The sequence below is a fragment of the Saccharopolyspora griseoalba genome, from assembly GCF_042665275.1.
GTDB lineage: Bacteria > Actinomycetota > Actinomycetes > Mycobacteriales > Pseudonocardiaceae > Saccharopolyspora > Saccharopolyspora griseoalba.
This window is the reverse complement of record NZ_JBHTCJ010000009.1, coordinates 90,064-113,212: the sequence shown is the minus strand read 5'-3', so window position 1 is coordinate 113,212 and position 23,149 is coordinate 90,064. Positions and strand designations below refer to the sequence as shown.

21 protein-coding genes and 1 riboswitch are annotated in these 23,149 nt (G+C 70.7%); of the genes, 8 read left to right on the top strand and 13 right to left on the bottom strand.

Going from position 1 to position 23,149, the window contains the following annotated elements; translation table 11 throughout:
• The first annotated feature begins 2 nt into the window (after positions 1–2).
• A complete protein-coding gene (locus tag ACFQRI_RS18205; RefSeq protein WP_380670125.1) occupies positions 3–2,417 on the top strand; it encodes a Tex family protein in 2,415 nt (804 codons plus the stop codon).
• Positions 2,418–2,515: 98 nt separating this feature from the next.
• Here the strand turns inward: ACFQRI_RS18205 and ACFQRI_RS18200 are convergent, their stop codons facing one another.
• Positions 2,516–3,547 (bottom strand): Scr1 family TA system antitoxin-like transcriptional regulator, encoded by a 1,032-nt coding sequence (locus ACFQRI_RS18200; protein ID WP_380670123.1) that lies wholly within the window; start codon positions 3,545–3,547, stop codon positions 2,516–2,518.
• Between the two features lie 126 nt (positions 3,548–3,673).
• On the opposite strand from ACFQRI_RS18200, the gene ACFQRI_RS18195 reads away from it, so the two are divergent.
• From ACFQRI_RS18195 to ACFQRI_RS18185, 3 genes are all read left to right on the top strand, one after another.
• The gene (locus ACFQRI_RS18195) at positions 3,674–3,886 is read left to right on the top strand and encodes an HC3 family zinc finger protein (protein ID WP_380670121.1); all 213 of its coding nucleotides are present in this window, start codon (positions 3,674–3,676) and stop codon (positions 3,884–3,886) included.
• Entirely contained in the window at positions 3,883–4,068 is a 186-nt protein-coding gene (locus tag ACFQRI_RS18190; RefSeq protein ID WP_380670119.1) for a hypothetical protein, read from the top strand. The genes ACFQRI_RS18195 and ACFQRI_RS18190 overlap by 4 nt, the downstream gene beginning before the upstream one ends.
• Before the next feature lie 39 nt (positions 4,069–4,107).
• Positions 4,108–4,189: riboswitch (ZMP/ZTP riboswitch) on the top strand.
• 30 nt (positions 4,190–4,219) lie between these two features.
• Positions 4,220–5,059 carry a bifunctional 5,10-methylenetetrahydrofolate dehydrogenase/5,10-methenyltetrahydrofolate cyclohydrolase gene (locus ACFQRI_RS18185; protein ID WP_380670118.1) on the top strand — a complete coding sequence of 280 codons (840 nt, stop codon included), beginning with the start codon at positions 4,220–4,222 and terminating at the stop codon, positions 5,057–5,059.
• A 55-nt stretch (positions 5,060–5,114) separates the two neighbouring features.
• Here the strand turns inward: ACFQRI_RS18185 and ACFQRI_RS18180 are convergent, their stop codons facing one another.
• The 4 genes from ACFQRI_RS18180 to ACFQRI_RS18165 form a co-directional block, all read right to left on the bottom strand.
• Entirely contained in the window at positions 5,115–5,864 is a 750-nt protein-coding gene (locus ACFQRI_RS18180) for a MerR family transcriptional regulator (protein WP_380670116.1), read from the bottom strand.
• Between the two features lie 103 nt (positions 5,865–5,967).
• Positions 5,968–7,485, bottom strand: a complete 1,518-nt coding sequence (locus tag ACFQRI_RS18175) for a tripartite tricarboxylate transporter permease (RefSeq protein WP_380670114.1) — start codon at positions 7,483–7,485, stop codon at positions 5,968–5,970.
• Between the two features lie 2 nt (positions 7,486–7,487).
• A complete protein-coding gene (locus ACFQRI_RS18170; protein ID WP_380670112.1) occupies positions 7,488–8,018 on the bottom strand; it encodes a tripartite tricarboxylate transporter TctB family protein in 531 nt (176 codons plus the stop codon).
• The gene (locus tag ACFQRI_RS18165; protein WP_380670110.1) at positions 8,015–9,001 is read right to left on the bottom strand and encodes a Bug family tripartite tricarboxylate transporter substrate binding protein; all 987 of its coding nucleotides are present in this window, start codon (positions 8,999–9,001) and stop codon (positions 8,015–8,017) included. Before ACFQRI_RS18165 ends, ACFQRI_RS18170 begins: the two co-directional genes overlap by 4 nt.
• Before the next feature lie 268 nt (positions 9,002–9,269).
• Between ACFQRI_RS18165 and ACFQRI_RS18160 the strand changes: the two genes are divergently transcribed.
• Together ACFQRI_RS18160 and ACFQRI_RS18155 are read left to right on the top strand one after the other, a co-directional pair.
• The gene (locus ACFQRI_RS18160) at positions 9,270–10,841 is read left to right on the top strand and encodes a sensor histidine kinase (protein ID WP_380670108.1); all 1,572 of its coding nucleotides are present in this window, start codon (positions 9,270–9,272) and stop codon (positions 10,839–10,841) included.
• Positions 10,838–11,515 carry a response regulator gene (locus ACFQRI_RS18155; protein WP_380670106.1) on the top strand — a complete coding sequence of 226 codons (678 nt, stop codon included), beginning with the start codon at positions 10,838–10,840 and terminating at the stop codon, positions 11,513–11,515. The genes ACFQRI_RS18160 and ACFQRI_RS18155 overlap by 4 nt, the downstream gene beginning before the upstream one ends.
• 314 nt (positions 11,516–11,829) lie before the next feature.
• On the opposite strand, the gene ACFQRI_RS18150 is transcribed toward ACFQRI_RS18155, so the two are convergent.
• The 8 genes from ACFQRI_RS18150 to ACFQRI_RS18115 form a co-directional block, all read right to left on the bottom strand.
• Complete coding sequence (locus tag ACFQRI_RS18150) at positions 11,830–13,032, bottom strand: cytochrome P450 (protein ID WP_380670104.1); 1,203 nt, start codon at positions 13,030–13,032, stop codon at positions 11,830–11,832.
• A complete protein-coding gene (locus tag ACFQRI_RS18145; protein ID WP_380670102.1) occupies positions 13,029–13,628 on the bottom strand; it encodes a GTP-binding protein in 600 nt (199 codons plus the stop codon). Before ACFQRI_RS18145 ends, ACFQRI_RS18150 begins: the two co-directional genes overlap by 4 nt.
• A complete protein-coding gene (locus tag ACFQRI_RS18140) occupies positions 13,609–13,968 on the bottom strand; it encodes a DUF742 domain-containing protein (RefSeq protein ID WP_380670101.1) in 360 nt (119 codons plus the stop codon). The genes ACFQRI_RS18145 and ACFQRI_RS18140 overlap by 20 nt, the downstream gene beginning before the upstream one ends.
• Positions 13,965–14,366 carry a roadblock/LC7 domain-containing protein gene (locus tag ACFQRI_RS18135; RefSeq protein ID WP_380670099.1) on the bottom strand — a complete coding sequence of 134 codons (402 nt, stop codon included), beginning with the start codon at positions 14,364–14,366 and terminating at the stop codon, positions 13,965–13,967. The genes ACFQRI_RS18140 and ACFQRI_RS18135 overlap by 4 nt, the downstream gene beginning before the upstream one ends.
• A 64-nt stretch (positions 14,367–14,430) precedes the next feature.
• Positions 14,431–15,777: a sensor histidine kinase gene (locus ACFQRI_RS18130; RefSeq protein ID WP_380670097.1), complete on the bottom strand. Its 1,347-nt coding sequence runs from the start codon at positions 15,775–15,777 to the stop codon at positions 14,431–14,433.
• Positions 15,778–16,201: 424 nt separating this feature from the next.
• Positions 16,202–17,569 (bottom strand): S28 family serine protease, encoded by a 1,368-nt coding sequence (locus tag ACFQRI_RS18125; protein WP_380670095.1) that lies wholly within the window; start codon positions 17,567–17,569, stop codon positions 16,202–16,204.
• Positions 17,570–17,715: 146 nt separating this feature from the next.
• On the bottom strand, positions 17,716–18,654 hold the full coding sequence (locus ACFQRI_RS18120; RefSeq protein ID WP_380670093.1) for a coiled-coil domain-containing protein: 939 nt from the start codon (positions 18,652–18,654) through the stop codon (positions 17,716–17,718).
• A 271-nt stretch (positions 18,655–18,925) separates the two neighbouring features.
• Positions 18,926–19,501 (bottom strand): TetR/AcrR family transcriptional regulator, encoded by a 576-nt coding sequence (locus ACFQRI_RS18115; RefSeq protein WP_380670091.1) that lies wholly within the window; start codon positions 19,499–19,501, stop codon positions 18,926–18,928.
• A gap of 447 nt (positions 19,502–19,948) precedes the next feature.
• Here ACFQRI_RS18115 and ACFQRI_RS18110 point away from each other — a divergent pair, with 447 nt between their 5' ends.
• Complete coding sequence (locus tag ACFQRI_RS18110; RefSeq protein ID WP_380670089.1) at positions 19,949–21,442, top strand: aldehyde dehydrogenase family protein; 1,494 nt, start codon at positions 19,949–19,951, stop codon at positions 21,440–21,442.
• 151 nt (positions 21,443–21,593) lie between these two features.
• Complete coding sequence (locus tag ACFQRI_RS18105; RefSeq protein WP_380670087.1) at positions 21,594–23,144, top strand: APC family permease; 1,551 nt, start codon at positions 21,594–21,596, stop codon at positions 23,142–23,144.
• The last annotated feature ends 5 nt before the right edge of the window (positions 23,145–23,149 follow it).

Below are 23,149 nucleotides of genomic sequence, written 5' to 3'. Positions count from 1 at the left end.
GAATGCTCGTCCGGATCTGGCGAAGAGCGCAGAGAAGAAGGCGGAACGACCACGTGACGACTGTTCATCAGAAGATCGCCGAGGAGCTCGGCGTACGCGAGCGCCAGGTGCAGTCCGCTGTCGACCTGCTCGACGGCGGAGCCACCGTGCCGTTCATCGCGCGCTACCGGAAGGAAGTGACCGGGGCTCTCGACGACGCCCAGCTGCGGCAGCTCGAGGAGCGGCTGCGCTACCTGCGCGAGCTTGAGGAGCGGCGCGCCACGGTGCTGGAGTCGATCCGCTCGCAGGGCAAGCTCACCGACGAGCTGGAGGCGCGGGTCAACGCCGCCGATTCCAAGGCGCGGCTGGAGGACATCTACCTCCCGTACAAGCCCAAGCGCCGCACCAAGGCCCAGGTCGCCATCGAGGCGGGGCTGGAGCCGCTGGCCGACGCGCTGCTGTCGGATCCGGGCAACGATCCGCAGACCACCGCCGAGGGCTACGTCGACGCCGACAAGGGCGTGGCCGACGTCCAGGCCGCGCTCGACGGCGCGCGCTCGATCCTGGTGGAGCGCTTCTCCGAGGACGCCGACCTGGTCGGCGAGCTGCGCGAGCGGATGTGGACCAGCGGCCGGATGGTCTCCAAGGTCCGCGAGGGCAAGGAGACCGAGGGCGCGAAGTTCGCCGACTACTTCGAGTTCTCCGAGCCGTTCGCCGAGCTGCCCTCGCACCGCGTGCTGGCGCTGCTGCGCGGGGAGAACGAGGAGGTGCTGGAGCTCTCGCTGGAGCCCGACGACGGCACCGAGGTCCAGGGCCCGACGCCCTACGAAGCCCGGATCGCCCAGCAGTTCGGCATTTCCGACGAGGGCAGGCCCGCGGACTCGTGGCTGACCACGGTGGTCCGCTGGGCGTGGCGCACCCGGATCCTGACCCGGTTGAGCGTGGACCTGCGGTTGCGGTTGCGGCAGAACGCCGAGGACGAGGCCGTGCGGGTGTTCGCGGCCAACCTGCGCGACCTGCTGCTGGCGGCCCCGGCCGGTTCCCGCGCGACCCTCGGCCTGGACCCGGGCTACCGCACCGGCGTGAAGGTCGCGGTGGTCGACGGCACGGGCAAGGTGGTGGCCACCGACACGATCTACCCGCACCAGCCGCAGAACCAGTGGGAGCAGGCGCAGGCCAAGCTGGCCGAGCTGGCCGCGGCGCACGACGTCGAGCTGATCGCGATCGGCAACGGAACCGCTTCGCGGGAGACCGACAAGCTGGCCGGTGAGCTGATCGGCAAGCGGCCGGAGCTCAAGCTGCGCAAGGTCTCGGTCTCCGAGGCGGGCGCCTCGGTCTACTCGGCCTCGGCCTACGCCTCGCGCGAGCTGCCGGACATGGACGTCTCGCTGCGCGGCGCGGTGTCGATCGCCCGCAGGCTGCAGGACCCGCTGGCCGAGCTGGTCAAGATCGACCCGAAGTCGATCGGCGTGGGCCAGTACCAGCACGACGTCTCGGAGTCGAAGCTGTCGCGCTCGCTGGACGCGGTGGTCGAGGACTGCGTGAACGGCGTCGGCGTCGATGTCAACACCGCCTCGGCCCCGCTGCTGACCCGGGTCTCGGGCATCAGCGACAGCGTGGCCGAGAACATCGTGGTGCACCGCGACACCAACGGCCCGTTCCGGAACCGCACGGCGCTCAAGGACGTCGCCCGGCTGGGCCCGAAGGCCTTCGAGCAGTGCGCGGGCTTCCTGCGCATCCCCGACGGCGACGACCCGCTGGACGCCTCGGCGGTGCACCCGGAGGCCTACCCGGTGGTGCACCGGATCCTGTCCGGCACGAGCAACGAGATCACCGGGCTGATCGGCAACAGCAAGCTGCTCAAGCAGATCTCGCCGCAGGACTACGTCGACGAGCGGTTCGGCCTGCCCACGGTCACCGACATCCTCAGCGAGCTGGACAAGCCGGGCCGGGACCCGCGACCGGAGTTCAAGACCGCGGAGTTCGCCGAGGGCGTGGAGAAGATCGCCGACCTCCAGCAGGGCATGGTCCTGGAGGGCGTGGTCACCAACGTGGCGGCCTTCGGCGCGTTCGTGGACGTGGGCGTGCACCAGGACGGCCTGGTGCACGTCTCGGCGATGTCGAAGAACTTCGTCAACGACCCGCGCGAGGTGGTCAAGTCCGGTGACATCGTCAAGGTCAAGGTCCTCGACGTCGACACCCAGCGCAAGCGCATCTCGCTGACCCTGCGCCTGGACGACGAACCGGGCGCGGGCGGCAAGCCGGAACGCGACTCGGGCAACCGGGGCGGCGGCAAGCGCAACGCCGGCGGCAACGGCGGCGGTCGCAACGGCGGCAAGCGCAACGGCGGAGGCGGTGGTGGCGGCGGACGCCAGCAGCGCCCGGCCCCCACGGGCTCGATGGCCGACGCCCTCCGCAAGGCGGGCTTCGGCAACTGACCGGCAGCGAGCCGACTCCCTTTTTCATCAGAAGTCCCCTCGTGCACTCCGGTGCGCGAGGGGACTTCTGATGAAAAAAGCGCGAGGACTCCCGCACGTCAGCACGCGAAGCGATCGTCCTTGATCGCGGCGATGAACGACCGCCACTGCCGCGACGACGTCCGTAACCAAGCCCCGTCCGGGTCCTTCGAATCCCTCACCACAGCACAGGATTCGGTGCCGGCCACCTCGACGCACGTGTCGGTGTTGGTGCTGCGACTGGACTTTCGCCAGCTCATACGAGTGCTCATCGCCCGCTCCATCCTGCCGACGGCATCCCCGATGAGTTCGGCCGAGTCATCAGAACTCATCGCCACTTCCTCGATCTTATCGACAGCTTGGCGATATGCGGCCACCTCATCGGGCTCGTGCAGGAACAGCCCCGATATGCGGTTCTCCAGGTGCACCACCGAGGCTCCGCTCTTCATCTCCGTCAGGAAGAACGGGCCTTCGAGGGCCGGGTGCCAATCCGAGCGAGTCGGGATGACGCGAACGTCCACGTTGCCCATGGCGGTGAACCGCTGGAGCGCGCGAAGCTGCTCGGCCATCACAGCCACCCCGCCGACCAACTGGTCCAAGACCGGCTCTCCCACGAAGGCGGACAGCTCAACCGGATCTTCGCGAGTGAGCGCGTCCCGGCGTCCCAGCCGCACCGCTACCCGCGTGTCGATCTCCGCTCGGGGAACGCCTCCCACGGCCATGATCGCCCGGGCGTAGTCGGCGGTCTGCAGGAGGCCCGGGACCAACAGCGGCGAAACCGCGGTGATCTTCGAAGCCTCGTGCTCGAACTCCAACATCGCGGCGACCTGGCGCTGTCGGTCCGGTATTCCCACCGACAGCCAGCGGGATTCGTCGGGATTTCGCGCCAGCTCGACGAGCTCGGCGCGGAGCTCGGCAGGAGCGTCGATCCTCGCCAAGTACGCGGCTACGTCCACGGGTTTCGGCGAACGCGCTCCGGTTTCCCACCTGGAGACGGCCGCATGGGAAGCGCCCAACTGCCTGGCGAGCTCGCGGACGCTGATGCCAGCGGCTTCCCGCGTCCGTCGAAGCTCCGCGCCGAGCGCTTTCGCTTTAGGGGTGGTACCACGCATGCACCAACCCTAACGAGCTATTTGCGCAGGTGGAAATAGCTCTATCGGTTAATTGCACGCCGCTCCGAGCCGCGAGTTCAATGTCGGTACCAGTTAATCGGTACCGCCGGAACCACGAGGAGAGCCATGTACCCGTTCCACTGGGCGCCCTGCGCGGGGCGTCGTCACGCCAGCCTCGACGATCACCCGCAGGGGCGCGCCTACCCGTCGGGCGCGGAGGTGACGACGCTCTGCGGGCAGGAGCTGGTCACCGACTGCTCGGAGTTCGGCTGGTTCTGGGACACCTGCCCCGAGTGCTACGCCGAGGCCCGCAGGCTCGCCGGGATCGCAGCGCCATGAGCGTGATCGACCACGTCCGGCTCGCGGTGCGCCTGCGCGAGACCCAGTGGCTCATCGACGACGTCGCCCACCACACCGCCGCGCACCGCTTGGAGGAGCGGGAGCTCGCCGAGACCGCCAGGGCGCTGGCCGAGCTCGCCGAGCTGCTGGAGGAAACCCGCACCGCGCTGTCCCACCGGTGACCGCGCCCCCGCCCGCGGACAGCTGCCCCGCCCGATATCCTGGGCGGGCACGACTGGCGTTGGGTGGGGAACCACCGGGGAGTGCGAAGCAGAGCCGACATCGTCCGCCTGGGTGTCCCTCGACTCGGAACGACGAGCCGAAGGGGGCGCGATGAGCGCGCACATCATCGACGGCAAGGCCACCGCGAACGAGCTGCTCGACGAGGTGGCCGCCGGTACCTCGGAGTTCACCAGCACCGCAGGCCGCAAGCCCTGCCTGGCGACCGTGCTGGTCGGCGACGACCCCGCCTCGCACACCTACGTGAAGATGAAGCGCAACCGCTCGGCCAAGGTCGGCATGGAGTCCCGCTACGTGCAGCTGCCGGGCACCACCACGACCGATGAGCTGGTCGCGGAGATCACCGGGCTGTCCGCCGACCCGACCGTGGACGGAATCCTGCTGCAGCACCCGGTTCCCGCGCACGTCGACGAGCGCGCGGCCTTCGAGGCCATCGACCCGTCCAAGGACGTCGACGGCGTGACGATGCACAGCTTCGCCGCGATGGCCTTCGGCGAGCCCGGCTTCCACTCCTGCACCCCCGGCGGGATCATGCGGCTGATCGACGCCTACGACATCCCGGTCGCGGGCGCGCACGCGGTCGTGGTGGGGCGCAGCCCGATCCTGGGCAAGCCGGTCGGGATGCTGCTGCTGGCCCGGGACGCCACGGTCACCTACTGCCACTCCAAGACCGCCGACCTCGCGGCGCAGGTGGCCGAGGCCGACATCGTCGTGGCCGCGGTGGGACGCCCGGAGCTCATCCGCGGCGAGTGGATCAAGCCCGGGGCCGCGGTCCTCGACGCCGGCTACAACCCCGGCAACATCGGCGACGTCGAGTACGCCACCGCCGCCGAGCGCGCCGGTCTCATCACCCCGGTGCCCGGCGGCGTGGGCCCGATGACCATCGCGGTGCTGCTGGAGCAGACGCTGACCTCGGCCCGCAGCCGCGGCTGAGTCCCCCGGCCTGGAACCGCGCTCCCCCACGGGGTGCGGTTCCAGGCCGAACCGCTCAGTCCCCCGCTTCGGTGCGCTGGTGGCCGGTGGACATCAGCTCGGCCATCCGGGCGCCGATCACGGCTGGGATGTAGTGGTCTGCGGAGCGGGTGGCCGCGGCGTTGAGGGCCTTGAAGACCGCCGGGCGCAGCCGGTCGATCACCTCGCCGTAGAACGGGGTGGCCTCGTCCGCGGTCTCGGCCCGGGTGAGCACGTGCTCGCTGATCAGGTTGGCGAGCTCCTCGCCGAGGTGGTCGACCTTGGCCTGCATGCTCTCGGCGATGTCGAGGACGTCCTCCAGCGGGATGCCCATGCCCACCAGCTCCACCGCCGCGTCGTAGAGCCCCGGGAGCGGCGCGACGAGCCCGCGACCGCGCCGCTCGATGAAGCCGAGCTCGATCGCGCGCTCGGACAGCTTCGAGGTCATCTGATCGCCGAAGTGCTGCTCCAGCTCGTCCGCGGCGATCGAGCGCGGGGCTTCCTGCGCCCACGAGCGCTCGGCCACCGCCTCCTCCAGCCCGAGGACGTCGCCCAGGCTGCGCCCGGATTCCCAAGCCCCGATCATCTCCTTGATCTGCGCGAACGCGTAGCCGCGGTCGAGCATTCCGATGATCAGCTTGAGCCTGGTCAGGTGCGCGTCCGAGTAGATCGCGGTGCGCCCCTCCTTGCGCGGCGGCGGCAGCAGGTCGCGATCCTGGTACACGCGCACGTTGCGCACCGTGGTGCCCGCTGCGCGAGCCAGGTCGTCGATCCGGTAGTCCGCCACCCCAGACAGTGTAGTGACCAGCCGCAACCTGCGCTGCGAGGAAGACGCCAAACGCGGTCCCGGCCGCAGGAGTTCGGCCGGGACCGCGTTCGAGGTGCGCGCGTCAGGCGTCGATCTTCTCCTGCTCAGGTGCCTCGGTCCGGCGCGCGGGCAGCAGTCGGGCGATCAGCGGCCAGGCCAGGATCACCGCGATGACGCAGTAGACGGTGACCGAGAACGGGGTGTTGACCAGGCCGCTCACCTCGCCGTCGCTGAGCTGCAGCGCGCGGCGCATCTCCAGCTCGGCGGTCGGGCCGAGGATGACCGCGATGATCGCCGGCAGCACCGGCAGCCCGTAGCGGCGCATCGCGAAGCCGATCAGGCCGATGATGAACAGCAGCACGATGTCCAGCGGCTCGCCGCCCACCGCGAAGGCACCGACGCTGGCGAAGAACAGGATGCCCGCGTACAGGTACGGCCGCGGGATGCGCAGCAGCTTCGCCCACACCGGGGCCAGCGGCAGGTTGAGCACCAGCAGCATCACCGAACCGATGAACATGCTCGCGATCAGCGCCCACACCAGGTCGGCCTCGCGCTGGAACAGCAGCGGACCGGGCTGGATGCCGTACTGCTGGAACGCCGCGAGCATCACCGCGGCCACGGCCGTGGTCGGCAGCCCCAGCGTCAGCATCGACACCATCGTCCCGGCGGCCGAGGCGCTGGCCGTGGCCTCCGGACCGGCGACGCCCTCGATGGCGCCCTTGCCGAACTCGTCCTTGTTCCGGCTGAGCTTGCGCTCGGTCACGTAGGACAGGAACGTCGGGATCTCCGCGCCACCCGCCGGAATCGCGCCGAACGGGAAACCGATGAACGGCCCGCGCAGCCACGGCTTCCAGGTGCGGCGCAGGTCCGAGCCGGCCAGCCACGGCTGCCCCACCGGGATCGCCTCGGCGTTGCTGCGGCGCAGGTGCGCCGCGACCCACAGCGACTCGCCGATGGCGAACAGGCCGACCGCCACGATGACCACGTCCACGCCGTCGGAGAGGTGCAGCAGTCCGAAGGTCAGGCGCTGCTGGCCGGTCATCTGGTCCAGGCCGATCAGGCCGATGGTCAGACCGATGAGCAGCGAGGCGAACCCGCGCACCCGCGACTTGCCCAGCACCGAGGTCACCGCGATGAAGGCCAGCACCATGATGGCCAGGTAGTCCGGTGCGCCGATGTCCACCGCCAGCGAGGCGACCGTGGGGGCCAGCAGCACCAGCAGGGTCAGGCCCACGATGGCGCCGATGAAGTGCCCGATCGCCGCGGCCGCCAGCGCCTGGGCGCCACGACCCCTGCGGGCCATCGGGTTCCCCTCCATGGCGGCCACCACCGCCGCGCTCTCACCGGGGGTGTTGAGCAGGATCGAGGTGGTCGACCCGCCGAACATGCCGCCGAAGTAGATGCCGGCGAACATGATGAACGCCCCGGTGGGCTCCAGCGCGTAGGTGACCGGCAGCAGCAGGGCCACCGCCATCGCCGGGCCGATGCCCGGCAGCACGCCGATCGCGGTGCCCAGCAGCACGCCGATCGCCGCCCACAGCAGGTGCATCGGGGTCAGCGCGGTGGCGAAACCGTTGAGCAGCAGCTGAAGTGAATCCATGGTTACAGCACCCCCATCAGCGGGCCGCCGGGCAGGGGGACACCGAGCAGGTTGTTGAACGCCACGTAGGTGACCACCGACAGCACCGCGGCGATCAGCGGGTCGCGGACGGTGTTGCGGCTGCCCAGCGCGTACGCGCAGCCCCAGAACAGGATCATCCCGGACAGCGGGAACCCGATGATCTTGATCAGCACCGCGTTGGACAGGAAGGCCGCCGACAGCAGCAGCACGGTGCGCCAGTCGCTCGGCGCGGACGGGTCGACGTCCTCGCCGGTCTCGGACTCACCGCGGCCGCCGCGCAGCACGTCGCGGGCCAGCAGCGCCGCGACCACCAGGAGCAGGACGCCGACCACGGTCGGCACGGTCTTCGGGCCGACCGGCCCGCGCTGGGTGAAATCGGTGGTCATCGCCGCGGTGTCGACGAGCACCAGCACGCCGAGCGCGGCCAGCAGGGCGCTCAGGCCCAGCTCGGAACGTCCCTTGAACCAGTTCTTCGCGGTCTTGGTCTCGGGAGCGGTCTGCGTCTGCGTCATGCCAGCCCCAACTCCTTGAGCACCGACTCCACCCGGTCGTTCTGCTCCTTGAGGAAGGCGCCGAACTCAGGACCCGATTGGAAGGCGTCCTCCCAGCCGTTGCGCTTCATCGCTTCCTTCCACTCCGGGGTCTCGTGCAGCCGCTCGTAGAGCTCGACCAACCGCTGGCGGTCCGCTTCGGACAGTCCGGGCGGAGCGACGACGCCGCGCCAGTTGGTGAACTCGACGTCCACACCGGACTCCTTGAGCGTCGGCGCGTCGATGCCGGGCAGCCGGTTGGGGCCGGTGACGGCCAGCACGCGCAGTTCGCCGGCCTCGATCTGGTCGCGGTACTCGCCGATGCCCGAGACGCCGAAGCCGACCTTGCCGCCGAGGATGGAGGCCAGCAGCTCGCCACCGCCGTCGTAGGAGACGTACCGGACCTGCTTGGGCGGCAGTCCGATGGCCTTGGCCATCTGCATCGGCGCCAGGTGGTCCGGACCGCCCGGGGACGAACCGCCGCCGACCGGGACCTCGCCGGGGTTGGCCTTCCAGTCCGCCAGCAGCTGGTGCAGGTCGCGGTACTTGGAGTCCTTGCCGACCACGATCACGTTGGATTCCTGGATCAGCCGGGCGATCGGGGTGGTGTCGCGCAGCGACACCGGCGAGTCGTTGGTGTAGACGCTGCCGACGACGCCCAGGCCCATCTGCATGGCGAGCTTGCCGTTGCCGCGCTCGTTGACCACCCGGCCCAGGCCGACGGTGCCACCGGCGCCCGGCAGGTTGAACACCTCGACGTTGCTCTGCAGGCCGGCGTCGTCCATGGCCTTGACCGCGGTGCGCGCCGTGATGTCGTACCCGCCGCCGGGCGAGTTCGGCACCATCACCCGCATGCCTCGGATCTGCGCTTGGGCGTCGCTGCCACCGGTCGTCGTGACCAGCGGTGGCACCAGCAGCACCAGCAGCGCGGCCGAGACGACCGCCAGCACACTGCTTAGCCGCACGGGCTATCCCGCCTCTCCATTGTGGTCGGAACGTGAGCTGGCTCATGCTGCACCGCGCCCTCGGCCCGTGTCTCCCTTAGTCAGGTAAAGGCACTTCCGAAAGTTGTGTAACCCGGAACACCGAACCGGCGTTCGAGCAGAGCAGCCGCCGCTTTCTCGATCCACCCGGCGACCCGCGCGGGCGCGCGCCTGAGCTGCGGTTTCGGCGGGGCCCGACGAAACGGGCGGGGACGGCGGGTTAGCGTTTCGGCCCGAAGGAGGTGGCGCGGTGCTGCGGGTGCAGGGATCGTTGTCCCGCCAGCTGCTGGGTTGGCAGCTGGTGATCATCCTCGTGCTGCTGGCGACCGTGGCCGTGTACTCGGTCGCGCAGACCGACCGCGCCTTCCGGGCCACCGAGGGGCGCAAGATGCTGTCGGTGGCCGAGGACGTGGCCGCCACCGACGGCGTGCGGGCGAGCCTGGAGGACCGGTTCCAGCGCGATGCGCTGCCGATCTTCGCCGAGAGCGCGCGCAGCCTCTCCGGGGCCGACCACGTGATCATCACCGATGCCCGGGGCATCGTGCTGACCTCGCCGGATCCCGGACAGCGCGGCCAGCGGCTGCCGCTGGGCGAGAGCACGGTGCTGCAGGGCAAGTCCTGGGTCGGCGAGGTCGGCGTGGACGGCACCGACGCGCTGACCGCGCACGTGCCGGTGATCGGCGAGAACGCGCGGATCGTCGGCGTGGTCGCCGCGGGCCGCGAGACGCCCGACCTGCTGCAGGGGCTGCGCAACGCGCCGGAGAACCCGCTGGCGCTGCTCGCCTTCGCCGCGTTCCTGGGCATCGCCGGATCGGTGCTGCTGGCCCGGCGGGTCAAGCGCCAGACCCTCGGGCTCGAACCGCAGGAGATCACCCGGCTCGTCGAGCACCGCGAGGCGTTGCTGCACGGCGTGCGCGAGGGGGTCGTGGGAGTCGACGAGCAGAACCGGATCACCCTGGTCAACGAGCAGGCGCGGGACCTGCTGTCGCTGCCCGCCGACTGCCTCGGCCGCGACATCGACTCGCTGGAGCTCGGCGAGCGGGCCCGCGACGTGCTCACCGGGCGCACCGACGGCGTGGACCAGATCGTGCTGCGCCGGGGTCGGGTCGTGGTGCTCAACCGGATGCCGATCTCGGCGGTCGGCGCGGTGGTCACCATGCGCGATCGCACCGAGCTCGTCGACCTCAAGCGCCAGCTGGCGGTGCACCGCGACACCACCGACACGCTGCGCGCCCAGGCGCACGAGTTCAGCAACCGGCTGCACACCATCTCCGGGCTGATCGAGCTCGGCGAGTACGACGAGCTGCAGGGCTACGTGCGGCGCATCAGCCACAACCGGGAGCGGTGGCACGCCGAGGTCACCGCCCGGGTGCACGACCCGGCCACCGCCGCGCTGCTGATCGCCAAGGCGAGCCTGGCCGCCGAGCGCGGCGTGGGGCTGCGGCTGTCCGAGGAGACCTACCTCGGCGACATCGACGAGACGCTCTCGGCCGACCTGGTCACGGTGGTGGGCAACCTGGTGGACAACGCGCTGGACGCCCTGGAGGCGGTGCCGGGCGACGCCGAGCAGTGGGTCGAGGTGGAGCTGCGCAGCGCCGAGGAGGTGACCGTGGTGGTGCGCGATTCCGGCCCGGGCGTGGCGCCGGAGATCGTCGAGGAGGTGTTCAGCCACGGCTTCACCACCAAGGCCGCCCGCGGCGGCGAGCGCGGCCTCGGACTCGCCCTGACCAGGCAGATCTGCCGCCGGCGCGGCGGGTCGGTACGGGTGCACAACGCCGACGGCGCGGTGTTCACCGCGCGGCTGCCGTTGGAGGAATCGTGATCAGGGTGCTGGTGGTGGACGACGACTTCATGGTCGCCAAGGTCCACGGCGGATACGTGGCGCGGCTGGAGGGCTTCGAGGTCGTCGGGGTCGCGCACACCGGGGCGGACGCGGTGGTGGCGGTCGACGAGCTGCGGCCGGACCTGGTGCTGCTGGACATCTACCTGCCGGACATGGACGGGCTGGCGGTGCTGCGCCAGCTGCGCGCGCACCCCTCGGCCGATCCGGACGTCCTGGTGATCACGGCCGCTCGGGACGTGGAGACGGTGCGCGGGGCGATCCACGGCGGTGCGCTGCACTACCTGATCAAGCCGTTCAGCTACGAGGCGCTGCGCGAGCGGTTGGAGAGCTTCCGCTCGATGCACCGGGCGCTGGGCGAGCTGCCCGGTGACGCCGCGCAGCACGACGTCGACCGGCTCTTCGGCACCCGCACCCGCGACGTCACCCCGCCGAAGGGGCTGTCCGGCGAGACCGCGGGCATCGTCGCCGACATCCTCCGCGAGCGCAGCGAGGCCGGCGGCGACATCTCGGCCGCCGAGTGCGCCGAGGCCACCGAGCTCTCCCGGGTCAGCGCCCGCAAGTACCTGGAGCACTTCGTCGAGTCCGGCCGGGCGGAGGTCCGCCTCCGCTACGGCGGCACCGGTCGCCCCGAACGCCGCTACCGCTGGACCTAGGGCCGCTTCGGCGAACCACCTGACCCGACGCTGCAGCCGAACGACACCCCTCGACATGGCCCACCTGGCCGACCGCGACCCGGCGTGCCCCGCGGGGAACGAACTACGACCCCGGACGCGACGCTGCGAGAACCGCGACCGCGGAGCGATCGACTCCCTCCCCGGCGTCTCCCCCGACGCGTTCCTCCCCCGTCGAACCGCCTGACCCGGTGAGCTCAGGCCCCAAAACCCTCCGAAGCGCGACACCGAATGGGAGGTGATTCCGCACCCCGATTCCCATGCCATTCGGGGGCCGGGTTCCGAGGGATTTGCGGTCAGTGCGGGGTGAAGGTGACCGGGAGGGAGGTGAGGCCGCGCAGCCAGAGGGACGGGCGCCAGGTGAGGTCGGGTTCCGGGACCGCCAGGGCCAGGTCCGGGAGGTGGTCGAGGAGGATCTCGACGCCGGTGCGCGCGATCGCCCTGGCGAGCTCGCGGGCCGGGTCCGGGCAGCCGTGCTCGCCGTGGCTGAAGGCCAGGTGGGCTCGGTTGCCGGAGGCCTGCGGGCAGCCCCGCGGACGCACCGCGGGATCGGAGTTGGCCGCCGCCAACCCGAGCACCACGAGATCGCCTGCGCGAACGGCCTTCCCGCCGAGCTCGGTGTCGCGGGTGGCCCAGCGACCCGCGAAGTTCTGCACCGGCGGGTCGATCCAGAGCACTTCGTCGAGCACGTGGCCGACGTCGTGCCTGCCCCCGGCCAGCCCCACCGCGAAGTGCGGATCGGTCAGCATCAGGCGCAGCGCGTTGGCCATCCAGTCCGAGGTGGTCAGGTGCGCCACGGCCAGCACCAGGAACAGGTCCGCCGCGATCTCGGCGTCGGAGAGCGCGGCGGGGTGCGCGACGAGCCGGGAGGGCAGGTCGTCGACCGGTTCGGTGCGGCGCTCGGCGACCAGCCAGCGCATCCGCGCCATGGTGCGCTCGTAGGCGCGCACCGCCTCCTCGCCCTCCTGCCCGGACAGCGCCACGTCGTGGGTGAGCATCGGGACCTCGCCCTCGGGCAGCCCGCAGACGCGGACCACGGCCCACAGCGGGATCCGGTGGGTGTACTCCACGACCAGGTCGGCGTAGCCGCGACCGGCGAAGCGGTCGACGAGCACGTCGCAGCAGTCCTGCAGCTGCGCGGTCAGCCAGACCGCGTCCACCCCGGCCAGCGCCTCGTGCACGGCGTGCCCGCGGGTGCGGTGCCCGGCGGCCTCGACCAGGAGCGTCGAGGGCCGCGGTTCGACGAAGGGGCGCAGCGACCAGTTCTCCGGGACCTGGTGCCAGCGGTTCCACCACCGCGGATCGCGGCTGAACAGCTCGGGGTCGCCGGTGACCTGGTGGACCTCCCGGTATCCGAGCGCGCACCAAGCCGGCACCCCGCCCTCCAGCCGGACCGGCGCGACCGGGCCGTGCCGCTCGCGCAGCTCGCGGTACACCCCGGCCGGGTCGCGCTGGAACCTCGCGCCGAACAGGGCGAGCGCGTCCGCGGGCGCGCTCACTCCCCCACCTCGCGCGAGAGCACCAGCTCGCGCAGGTGCTCGACCAGCCGGATCAGCACCTGCTTGCTCGACTCGCGATCTCGCGCGTCGCAGTCCACCAGCGGCACCGATCCGGGCAGGTCCAGCGCGTCGCGCAGCTGCGCCAGGTCGTGCCGCGGAACGCCGAAGTTGTTCCGCGCCACCAGGAACGGCGTCCCGTCGTGCTCCAGCCGGTCGATGGCGTACCAGGAGTCGGCCAGCCGTCGCGGGTCGACCAGCACCACGGCGCCCAGGCAGCCGACGAACAACTGCTGCCAGATGCGCCCGAAGCGCTCCTGGCCGGGCGCGCCGAAGAGGTAGAGGACGACCCGCTCGTTGAGCGTGATCCGCCCGAAGTCGAAGGCGACCGTGGTGGTGGTCTTCTCCGGGGTTCCCGCCAGGGAATCCACACCCGCGCCCGCGGTGGTCATCGCCTCCTCGGTGCTCAGCGGCCGGATCTCGCTGACCGAACGCACCATGGTGGTCTTGCCCACCGCGAACCCGCCGGTGATGACGATCTTGACGCCCTCGGCGGCGGTGGGCGCCAGCGGTGCGCGCTCAGAGGTTCCGAAGTCCAACGAGCACCTGCTCCAGGAGTTCGGGGCTCGGCGCGTCCGCCGACGTGGTGCGCGCCGACGGATCGCGCGTGGTGATCTTGCCCTCCGCCAGCAGATCGCCGAGCAGGATGCGCACCACCGCGACCGGCAGCCGCAGCTCGGCGGAGAGCTCCACCACCGAGATCGGCCGCGCGCACAACCGGAGGATCCGGGCGTGCTCGGATTGCATCCCCGCCTCCGGCTCGCCCGCCCCGACCACGAGGGTGACCGTGTCGAAGACGTCCTCGGCGGCCCGGCTGCGACCTCCGGTGACGATGAACAGCCGGTCGGGGTTCTCGTCGTCGAGCAGCCCGCGGGTCATAACACCTGGGCACGCGTCGGAGCGCTGAGGAACTCGCCGATCTGCTCGACGAGCTGGTTCATGTTGTGCCCGATGACGCCGACGTCGGACTCCTCGCCGGCGACCACCGCCAGGTGCGCGCCGCGACCTGCCTCGACGATGCACAGCACGCCGCCGTAGAAGTCGGTCATCGACTGCCGCACACCTCCTTCGCCGGTGCCGAACTCCACCGAGGCCCCGTAGGACAGGCTCTGGATGCCGGAGGCGATCGCCGAGAGCTGGTCGGCCTGGTCCAGGGTGAGCTGCGCGGTGTGGCACAACCGCAGCCCGTCGTTGGACAGCACCACGGCGTGCCTGGCACCCGGGGTCTGCTTCAGGAGGTTCTCCAACAACCAGTCGAGCTCTTGAGTCTGGGTCATCACGGCTGTGGGGCGATGCCGCGAGAGCACCTGCCCGCACCTCCAATCTGGGGCTTCGGGGACGTCATCGGGGCTGGTCGTCCGAACTGGAGGAGCGACGGCCGCCGACGAAGGCGCCGAACCGCGATCCGGCCCCGGGGCGGTCGTCGCGGTTCGACTTGGCCGGCGCCGCGCGCAGCGTCTTGCCGCGGCGCCGCTTCGGCAGCGCGTCCGGATCGTCGGACCCGCTCGCGCTCGGCTGCTCGTCGGGCTCGGCCGGTTCCGGGTCGGGCGAGCCTTCGTCGGATTCGGGGCTGGGCTCGGGTCGGGGATCGGGATCGGGTCGGGGTTCGGTGACGAGCTTCGGCGGGACGGTCAGCACCACCGCGGTTCCACCGCGCGCGGAACCGCGGAAGACCACGGTCAGTTCGTGCTTGCGGGCCAGGCAGCCGACCACGGCGAGCCCGAGGCGGCTGCCGGAGACCTCGGCCAGGTCGAGGGGCTCGGCCGAGACGGCGCGCTCGGCGCGGGCCAGCGCGGACTCGCTCATGGTCAGCCCGCCGTCCTCGACGGTGATCACCAGCCCGGCCTCGGACTCGTCGACGTGCACCTGGACGTCCTCGGCGGGCGGGGAGAACTTGGTGGCGTTGTCCATGATCTCGGCCAGCGCGTGGATCACGCCCTCGGCGGCGTAGCCGACCACGGCCTTGTCCCCGGCGCGCTCGACGCGCAGCCGCCGGTAGTCGCTGATGCGGGCCATCGCGCCGCGCAGCACGCTCTCCACCGAGATCGGCTTGCTCCACCGCCGCCCCGAGCGGGCGCCGGTGAGCACCGCGATGCTGTCGGCGAGCCTGCCCGCCTGGGCGGTGCTGTGGTCGAGGGTCAGCAGGTCGGCGAGCACGTCGGCGTCGGAGTGCCGGTCCTCCATCTTGCGCAGGTCGGCGAGCATGCTGGTGGTCAGCGCCTGCACTCGCCCGGCCGCGGTGGCGCAGGTGGCCAGCGCGGCTCCGCGCATCCGCTCGGCGGCGGCGAGCTCCTTGCTCATCGCCTTGATCACCCGGCGGTGCGGCGGGCTGAGCGGGTTGGTGATCTCCGCTGCGGCGGCTTCGGCGCTCTCCCCCGCGCGCACCCGGTCGGCCAGCTGCGGCAGCGTTTCGTCGGCGAGGCCGACCATCTGGCTGTTGATGGCCGCGGCGGCGCGCCGGTAGTGCCGCATCATCTGAACCGCTCGGGTCAATGCGGCCGAAGTGCCGGAAAGCACCGAGGACAAGGCGGCGGCGAACACCGGCACCACCGCGGAATCAGAACCCCCGATGGTGACCACCGCGAGGCTGACGATGCCGGAAAGCACCAGAACGACGAAGAACGCGAACAGCACCGGTTGCCAGGACGGGAACGCTCCGCGATGGGGCACAGGAGTGTCGGTGGACATCAACGGTTCCTAATCGGGACGTCGTTCGGGGCAGTCCGCGGGCGCAGCTGGCCGCAACCAGATAGTAACGGAGAGCATACATCCGCAGTTCCCCTTTCGGGTGATCATCAGCACAAGCCGATCTCGCGATCTGTTCGTGATCGCGATGCGGAACGAGGACAACCACTTGCACGCGCAGTTATTTCGGCATGCGCGGGGGCGAAAGGGCGCAAATTCACTGAGATTGAGCAATCCCGCGCGCGGGGCTCACTACTCCATCGAGGTGACGCAGAGTCATCAATCCGCCATCCGGACTCGACGCCCCGCACCTGCACCGGCGGGAAAGCCGAGGAAAATTCCCCCGCAACGCCGCCGGCGCGGGGCCTCGCTGGGCCGATCGGCCGAGCGAGCCGCCCCGCCCGCGCCGCGGAACCACTCGCCCGGCTCAGCGCGGCCTGCGCTCCAGCGGCTGCCGGTCCAGCTCGGCCGAGCGCATCGTCGGCGCATCCGGGACCCCCGCCCAGCGGCGCACGGTCGCCTCGGCCTCGCTCCGCTGATCATCGGGAAGGCCTGCGATGTCGGCCCCGTGGTTGGCGCCGGGCACCAGGTAGGAGTGCGAGTCGCGGCTGCCCGGCCCCAGCTCGAAGGGCTCGGCGCTCCACGGGTCGGCGCCGCCGTTGACGAACATCAGCTGCGAGCCCGCGCCGCGCACCCACGCGTCGACCCGCTCCATGGCGCCCGGCTCGAAGCGCATCGGGATCTCCCGGGGCACCAGGTTGCGCGGCTGCGACAGCTCGCGGTGGTGCAGCAGATCGGCCAGGTGGTCGTCGGAGACGTCCGGCCAGCCCAGCTGCGTGCCCGCCTGGTAGTAGTACGGCACGTAGGGCTCGATGCCTTGATCGGTGTAGAAGGAGAACTGCACCGTTTCGTCCAGGAAGCGGTAGATCTCCTCGGTGCTCGCGTCCGACGCCGGGACCTGGCCGCAGTCCTGCGGCCCGCGGTACTGCCAGAAGGCCCACGGCGCGTCGAGCACCACCATCTCCAGGCCGCGGTCGACGTCGCCGATGATGCGGTCGAAGGTCAAGCCCTCGGAGTCGGTGTGGGCATGGAACCTGGCGGTGAGCTCGTCCCGGCGGCGCAGCGCTTCGCGCTGCAGCTCGGTCAGCGCGCTCCGGCACTCCGGGGTCCCGACGTCGGCCAGGAACCGGTCGTAGGCGTCCCGCTCGTTGTCCACGTCGTTGGGCGCCACGTAGGCCACCGTGCCGTCGACGTCCCGCGGGTAGAAGTGCCGGTGGTAGACGGCGGTCATGCCGCCCTTGCTGGCCCCGGTGGTGATCCACTCCTGGTCGTAGACCGACTTCAGCGCCTCGATGACCCGGTGCTCGTCGGTCGCCGACTGCCAGACGTCCAGATCGTTCCAGTCGGCCGGGTCGGGCCGCGAGGGGGTGAAGAACCGGTGCTCCAGGGTCACCTGGTTGCCGTCGATCAGCCGGGTGGGCTCGGTGCGGGAGACCTTCGAGGGCAGCCCGTAGCCGGTCGTGTGGAGCACCGCGGGCGAGGCGGTCTCGCGGTGCAGCAGCGTCATCCGCTGCTCGAAGGTCCCCGAGCGCGGGTCCCGGTGGTCGGCCGGTTGGGTGAACGTCAGGTCGAACAGCCGGAATCCCGGTTCGGTCGGGCGCTCCCCGACCACCGTCAGGCCGGGGACCTCGGCCAGCCGGTCCGCGACGTCCTCCGGCGGGGCCGCTCCCGCCGGGGTTCCGACCAGCAGCAGCACCCAAGCGGCCGCGAGCGTGCACAGACGGCGCCAGTTCATCGAGCCTCCCCGCGCAGCGGTTGATCCGCCCGAGTAAACGACGTGGCGCGGTCCGCTGGAAGCGCTCGGCGAGTTCTCGCCGAGCTCGGGAGAGGCCCGCGGGGCGCCCGCCTCGGAATCTCCGGGCGGGCGCTCCGGCGACCGGATCACACGGCCGCTTCGGCCTCCGCGGCGATCGGCTCCTCGGCGCGCTGCTTGGGCACCTCGACGTCCTCGGACTGCTCACTGTGGACGGTCGAGCTGACGTAGCCGTCCGAGGCCTCGCTGTCCGATCCGGTCTCGGTAGCGGCCAGGAAGGGCTCGGCGTTGGCCAGCACCGCCTGGGCGCCGCGCACCTGCTCGGCCAGCTGCTGACGCATCCGCAGCATGGTCTCGGCGTACTCGTCGGCGCGGGTGATGCGGCGCTCGGCCTCCAGCGTCGCCTCGCGCACCCGGCGCTGCGCCTCCTCGCGACTGGCCTGCTCGCGCTCGGCCAGCACCCGCATGGCCTCCTCGCGGCGCGCCTCCATGGACACCTCGAAGTCGCGCTCCACCTGGGTGCGGCGCTCCTCGGCCTCGGCGTCGAGCCGGCGGCGGTGCTGCTCGGCCTCGCGCGACATGGCCTGCACCTCGTCCCGGGTGCGGGCGAGCATGTCGTTGCGCTGCTGCTCGGACTGCCGCCGCCACTCGTCGGCCTCGGCGACCAGCTTCTCGTAGCGGCCGCGCAGCTCGGCGGCGGCCTGCTCGGAGCGGGCCCACTCGTGCTCGGCGGCGGCCTGCGCGCTGGTCCGGATCTCCTCGGCCTCGTCCTGGGCCAGGCGCACCATGCGGCGCATCCGGTCCGACAGCGCGTCCATGTCGATCGGCGCGCGCGCCTGCGCGTCGAGCTCGGCCTTGAGCTCCTCGACCTGCGCGCGCGTTTCCTCCAGCTGCGCCGAGAGCTCGCTGACCTGGCTTAACGCCGAATCGCGGTCCTCGGTGACCAGCTGCAGCTCGGCCTCGGTCTGCTGGATGTAGAACTTCACCTGCGAACGGCGGAATCCGTACCAAACGGTGTCGAAATCGGCCTTCAACGGCACGAGTTCGCGGTCTTCGTTGTGCCCCACGGTCTCACCCCACCTGGTTGATCAATTTTCAGGGAGCGAGCCACGCCCCGACGCGGCAAGTCCGTTGTACACCCGCGGAAACGCCGGTCGATGTGCTCCGCCGGAGGGAAAATCCGACATCTCGCCGCATCGCGGACCACGGGTGCCACGGATCGCTATGGCTCCATCTTCCAGGTCGGAGCGAATGAGATCAACAGCACCGATTCTGGTGCAATGCAACGGACATCCGATGTTGACCGACCGGACACCCGCTGCAAAACGCCTGATGAGTTCAGGTTTTCGTACCCGGTTGGACCAACCGCTGGAAACTCATCTCGATTTCGTCTCGGCTCGGCACCGATCCTCGGACGATCCCCTGCAGCAGCCAACCGCAGAACAGCGCCGACAGCGCGCGTCCGGTTTCGGGATCGGTGTAGGACCCGAACAGCTCGGCCAGCGCCGTGTCCCACTCCTGGCTGGCCTCGCGCAGCGCAGGCCTGTGCAGTGCGGCGATGTAGAGCTGGTGCTCCACCGCGGTCTTGTCGCGCGCCGGCCCCAGGTAGTACAGCACCAGGTCGGTCAGGGCCGCGGCGAAGTCCCGGCCCGACTCCAGCTCCTCGGCCCATTCCCGCAGGTGGTCCACGTCGTCCTCGGCGGCCTGGCGCAGCGCGCTGCCCAGCAGGTCGTCGAGGGTGCTGAAGTAGTAGGTCGTCGACCCGAGCGGGACACCGGCCGCGGCCGCCACGCTACGGTGCGTGAGCTTCTCCACGCCGCGCTCGGCGACGACGTCGATCGCGGCGCGCGCGATGCGCTCCCGGCGATCGGGGTCCTTGCGGCGTGCCGGGGCCTCGGGCTGCGTGGTCGACATGCGTTCGGGGTTCCTCCTGTGTCACTGCGAGTAACCTGCTGCTGGCGCCGCTCCAGCCTGCCATGAGCCCCGCGGTCAGCGATGCGGCCCACGTCACCCGATCGGCGTCGTCCCAGTTCACCACGCATTTTCGCACGCTCCCAGAAGCGCCGCGCGCCCCGATGATGTACAGATGTACATGACAGGTGTTAGTGTCCTTCTCGGCACTCGGCCAATGCGGGAAGCGGTTCGCGAATGCGACCCGTCCGGAATTGGGTGAAAAACGCGCCAGGCAGCCACGGAATGGAACGCACTGGAGGTGGATTCCCCTTTTGGCGAATTCCGCGCCGACAGCGGCGCCGATGATTCGCGTGGCGGCCCGTCAACGTCGGCGGCATTGTGAGCGTGCACTCCCGGAGTGAACGCCGCCGACCGAAGAACTTCGATCGACTAAACGGGGAAGCAGCCATGCCGCAAGCAGAGAATTCGGCGTCCACGCTGTTCATCGACGGCGAGTGGGTCCCGGCCGCAGACGGCCGCACCCGGCAGATCATCTGCCCCGCCGACGGCCAGCTGGTCAGCACCGTCTCCGAGGCCGGTGCCGCGGACACCGAGCGGGCCATCGCCGCCGCGCGCCGCGCGTACGAGGACGGCTCCTGGTCCAACACCTCCGCCTGGGAGCGTGGCGACCTGCTGCTCCGCGTCGCCGACATCCTGGTGCGCGACAAGGCGGAGTACGCCCGCGCCGAATCGCTCGACACCGGCAAGCGCCTGGTGGAGAGCGAGTACGACATGGACGACATCGCCGCGTGCTTCCGCTACTTCGGCAAGCTCGCCGGCCAGGAAGCCGGTCGCCTGGTCGACACCGGCACCCCGGACGCGATCAGCCGCGTGCAGTACGAGCCGGTCGGCGTCTGCGGCATGATCACGCCCTGGAACTTCCCGCTGCTGCAGGTGGCCTGGAAGGTCGCCCCGGCGCTGGCGGCGGGCAACACCTTCGTGCTCAAGCCCAGCGAGCTCACCCCGGGCACCGCGATGCTGCTGATGCGCACGCTGGCCGAGGCGGGCATGCCCGCAGGCGTGGGCAACCTGGTCACCGGCACCGGCGCCGAAGCGGGCCAGCCGCTGGCCGAGCACCCCGACATCGACCTGGTGTCGTTCACCGGCGGCCTGCACACCGGCCGCAAGATCTCCGCGCTGGCCGCGCCGACGGTCAAGAAGGTCGCCCTGGAGCTCGGCGGCAAGAACCCGAACGTGGTCTTCGCCGACTCCGACTTCGACACCGCCGTCGACTTCGCGCTGACCGCGATCTTCCTGCACTCCGGCCAGGTCTGCTCCGCGGGCGCCCGGCTGATCGTGCAGGACGAGATGCACGACGCGCTGGTCGACGAGATCGTGCGCCGCGCCGAGCAGATCCGCATCGGCGGCCCGTTCGACGAGGACGCCGAGACCGGTCCGCTGATCTCGGCCGAGCACCTCCGCAAGGTCGACGACTACGTGCAGAAGGCCGTCGCCGAGGGCGCGGTGCTGCGCACCGGCGGCAAGCGGCCCGAGGGCGAGGAGTTCGCCCGCGGCCACTACTACCTGCCGACCGTGCTCGACGAGGTCCAGCAGCGCTCGTACGCGGTCGTCGAGGAGTCCTTCGGCCCGGTGCTGACCGTCGAGCGGTTCACCGACGAGGACGACGCGGTGCGCATCGCCAACGACACGCACTACGGCCTGGCCGGTGCGGTCTTCACCGGCGACCCGGCCAAGGCCCAGCGGGTGGCCAACCGGCTGCGGCACGGCACCGTCTGGATCAACGACTTCCACCCCTACCTGCCGCAGGCCGAGTGGGGTGGCCACAAGCAGTCCGGCATCGGGCGCGAGCTCGGCCGGGCGGGCCTCGGTGAGTACCAGGAGGCCAAGCACGTCTACCAGAACCTGCGGCCGGGTCCGCAGCACTGGTTCTCGGAGAAGTAAGGGTCGGATCTTGTGTTCGGTGCGGCGGCCGATGCGCGCCGCCGCACCGCCCGCACCACTGCGGGCATGCGGGATTTCGCGCCAAGCAAAACCAAACCCGCTGCCGCGCATCTCCTCCGGAGACGACGCGGCCGGGGAAGGAGTTCGGGGCATGAGCGCGCCCACCAATCACGACGCCGAGCTCAACGAGTTCGGCTACGACAACAAGCTGAAACGCACGCTGGGTGGCTTCCACACCTTCGCCGCGGGGATCAGCTACATCTCGGTGCTCACCGGCGCCTTCCAACTGTCCTACTTCGGAATCGGCCACGGCGGCCCCGCCTACGTGTGGTCCTGGCCGATCGTGTTCATCGGGCAGTTGCTGGTGGCGTTGAGTTTCGCCGAGCTCGCCTCGCGGTACCCCATCGCGGGCTCGATCTACAACTGGGCCAAGAAGCTCGGGGGCCAGCACGTCGGCTGGATGGCCGGCTGGATGATGCTGCTGGCCTCGATCGTCTCCATCGCGGCGACCGCGCTGGCCTACCAGAACACCCTGCCGCAGATCTGGTCCGGCTTCCAGATCATCGGCGACGGCGCCGACGCCACCGACAGCGCGATCAACGGCGTGCTGCTGGCGATGGTGCTGATCCTGTTCACCACGCTGGTCAACGCCTACGGCGTCAAGCTGATGGCCTCGATCAACTCGACCGGCGTGTTCATCGAGCTGGCCGCCGCGGTGCTGCTGATCATCGCGCTCGCGCTGGTCGTGGTGAACCCGCCGACGGTGGTGCTGGACACCAACGGAGCCGAATCCGCCTACGGCGGCAGCTATCTCAGCGCCTTCCTGGTCGCGGGCATCGCCTCGTCGTACGTGATGTACGGGTTCGACACCGCGGCCTCGCTGGGCGAGGAATCGGTGGACCCGCACCGCAACGCCCCGCGGGCCATCCTGCGCGCGCTGATCGCGTCGTTCGTGCTCGGCGGCCTGATCCTGCTGTTCGGCATGATGGCCACGCGCAACTTCGACGACCCGGAACTGGCCAACTCCGGCCTGCAGTACGTCCTCAACGACGCGCTGGGGCCGTTCGTCGGCCGCCTGTTCCTGCTGACCATCTTCGTGGCGATCACCGTGTGCGTGCTGGCGGTGCACACCGCCGCGATCCGCATCATGTTCGCCATGGCCCGCGACAACGCGCTGCCCGCCGGCAAGCTGCTGGCCCGGGTGAGCCCGCGGTTCCAGACCCCGGTGGTCCCCGCGGTGGTCATCGGCGTGGTCGCGGTGGCGCTGCTGCTGGTCAACATCGGCCAGCCGCAGATCTTCACCGCCGTCACCTCGCTCGCGATCATCCTGATCTACATCTCCTACCTCCTGGTGACCGTGCCGATGCTGGTCGCGCGGTTGCGCGGCAAGTGGAAGCCGGTCCGGGAGAAGGGCCGGTTCGGCCTGGGCAAGCTCGGTCTGCCGATCAACGTCCTGGCCGTGCTGTGGGGTCTGGGCATGACCGCCAACCTCGCGTGGCCGCGCGCGGAGGTCTACAACGCCGAACCCCCGTACCACTGGTACCTGCAGTACAGCTCGGTGCTGTTCGTCGGAGTCGCGGCCCTCGGGGGCTTCGCGTACTACTGGTTCGTCCAGCGCCACAAGGTGGGTGTGCTCGCCGAGCACGCGGCGTCGGCTCCGGACGACACCGCGAACGACAGCGAGGCCAAGGCCCTCGTCTGAATCGA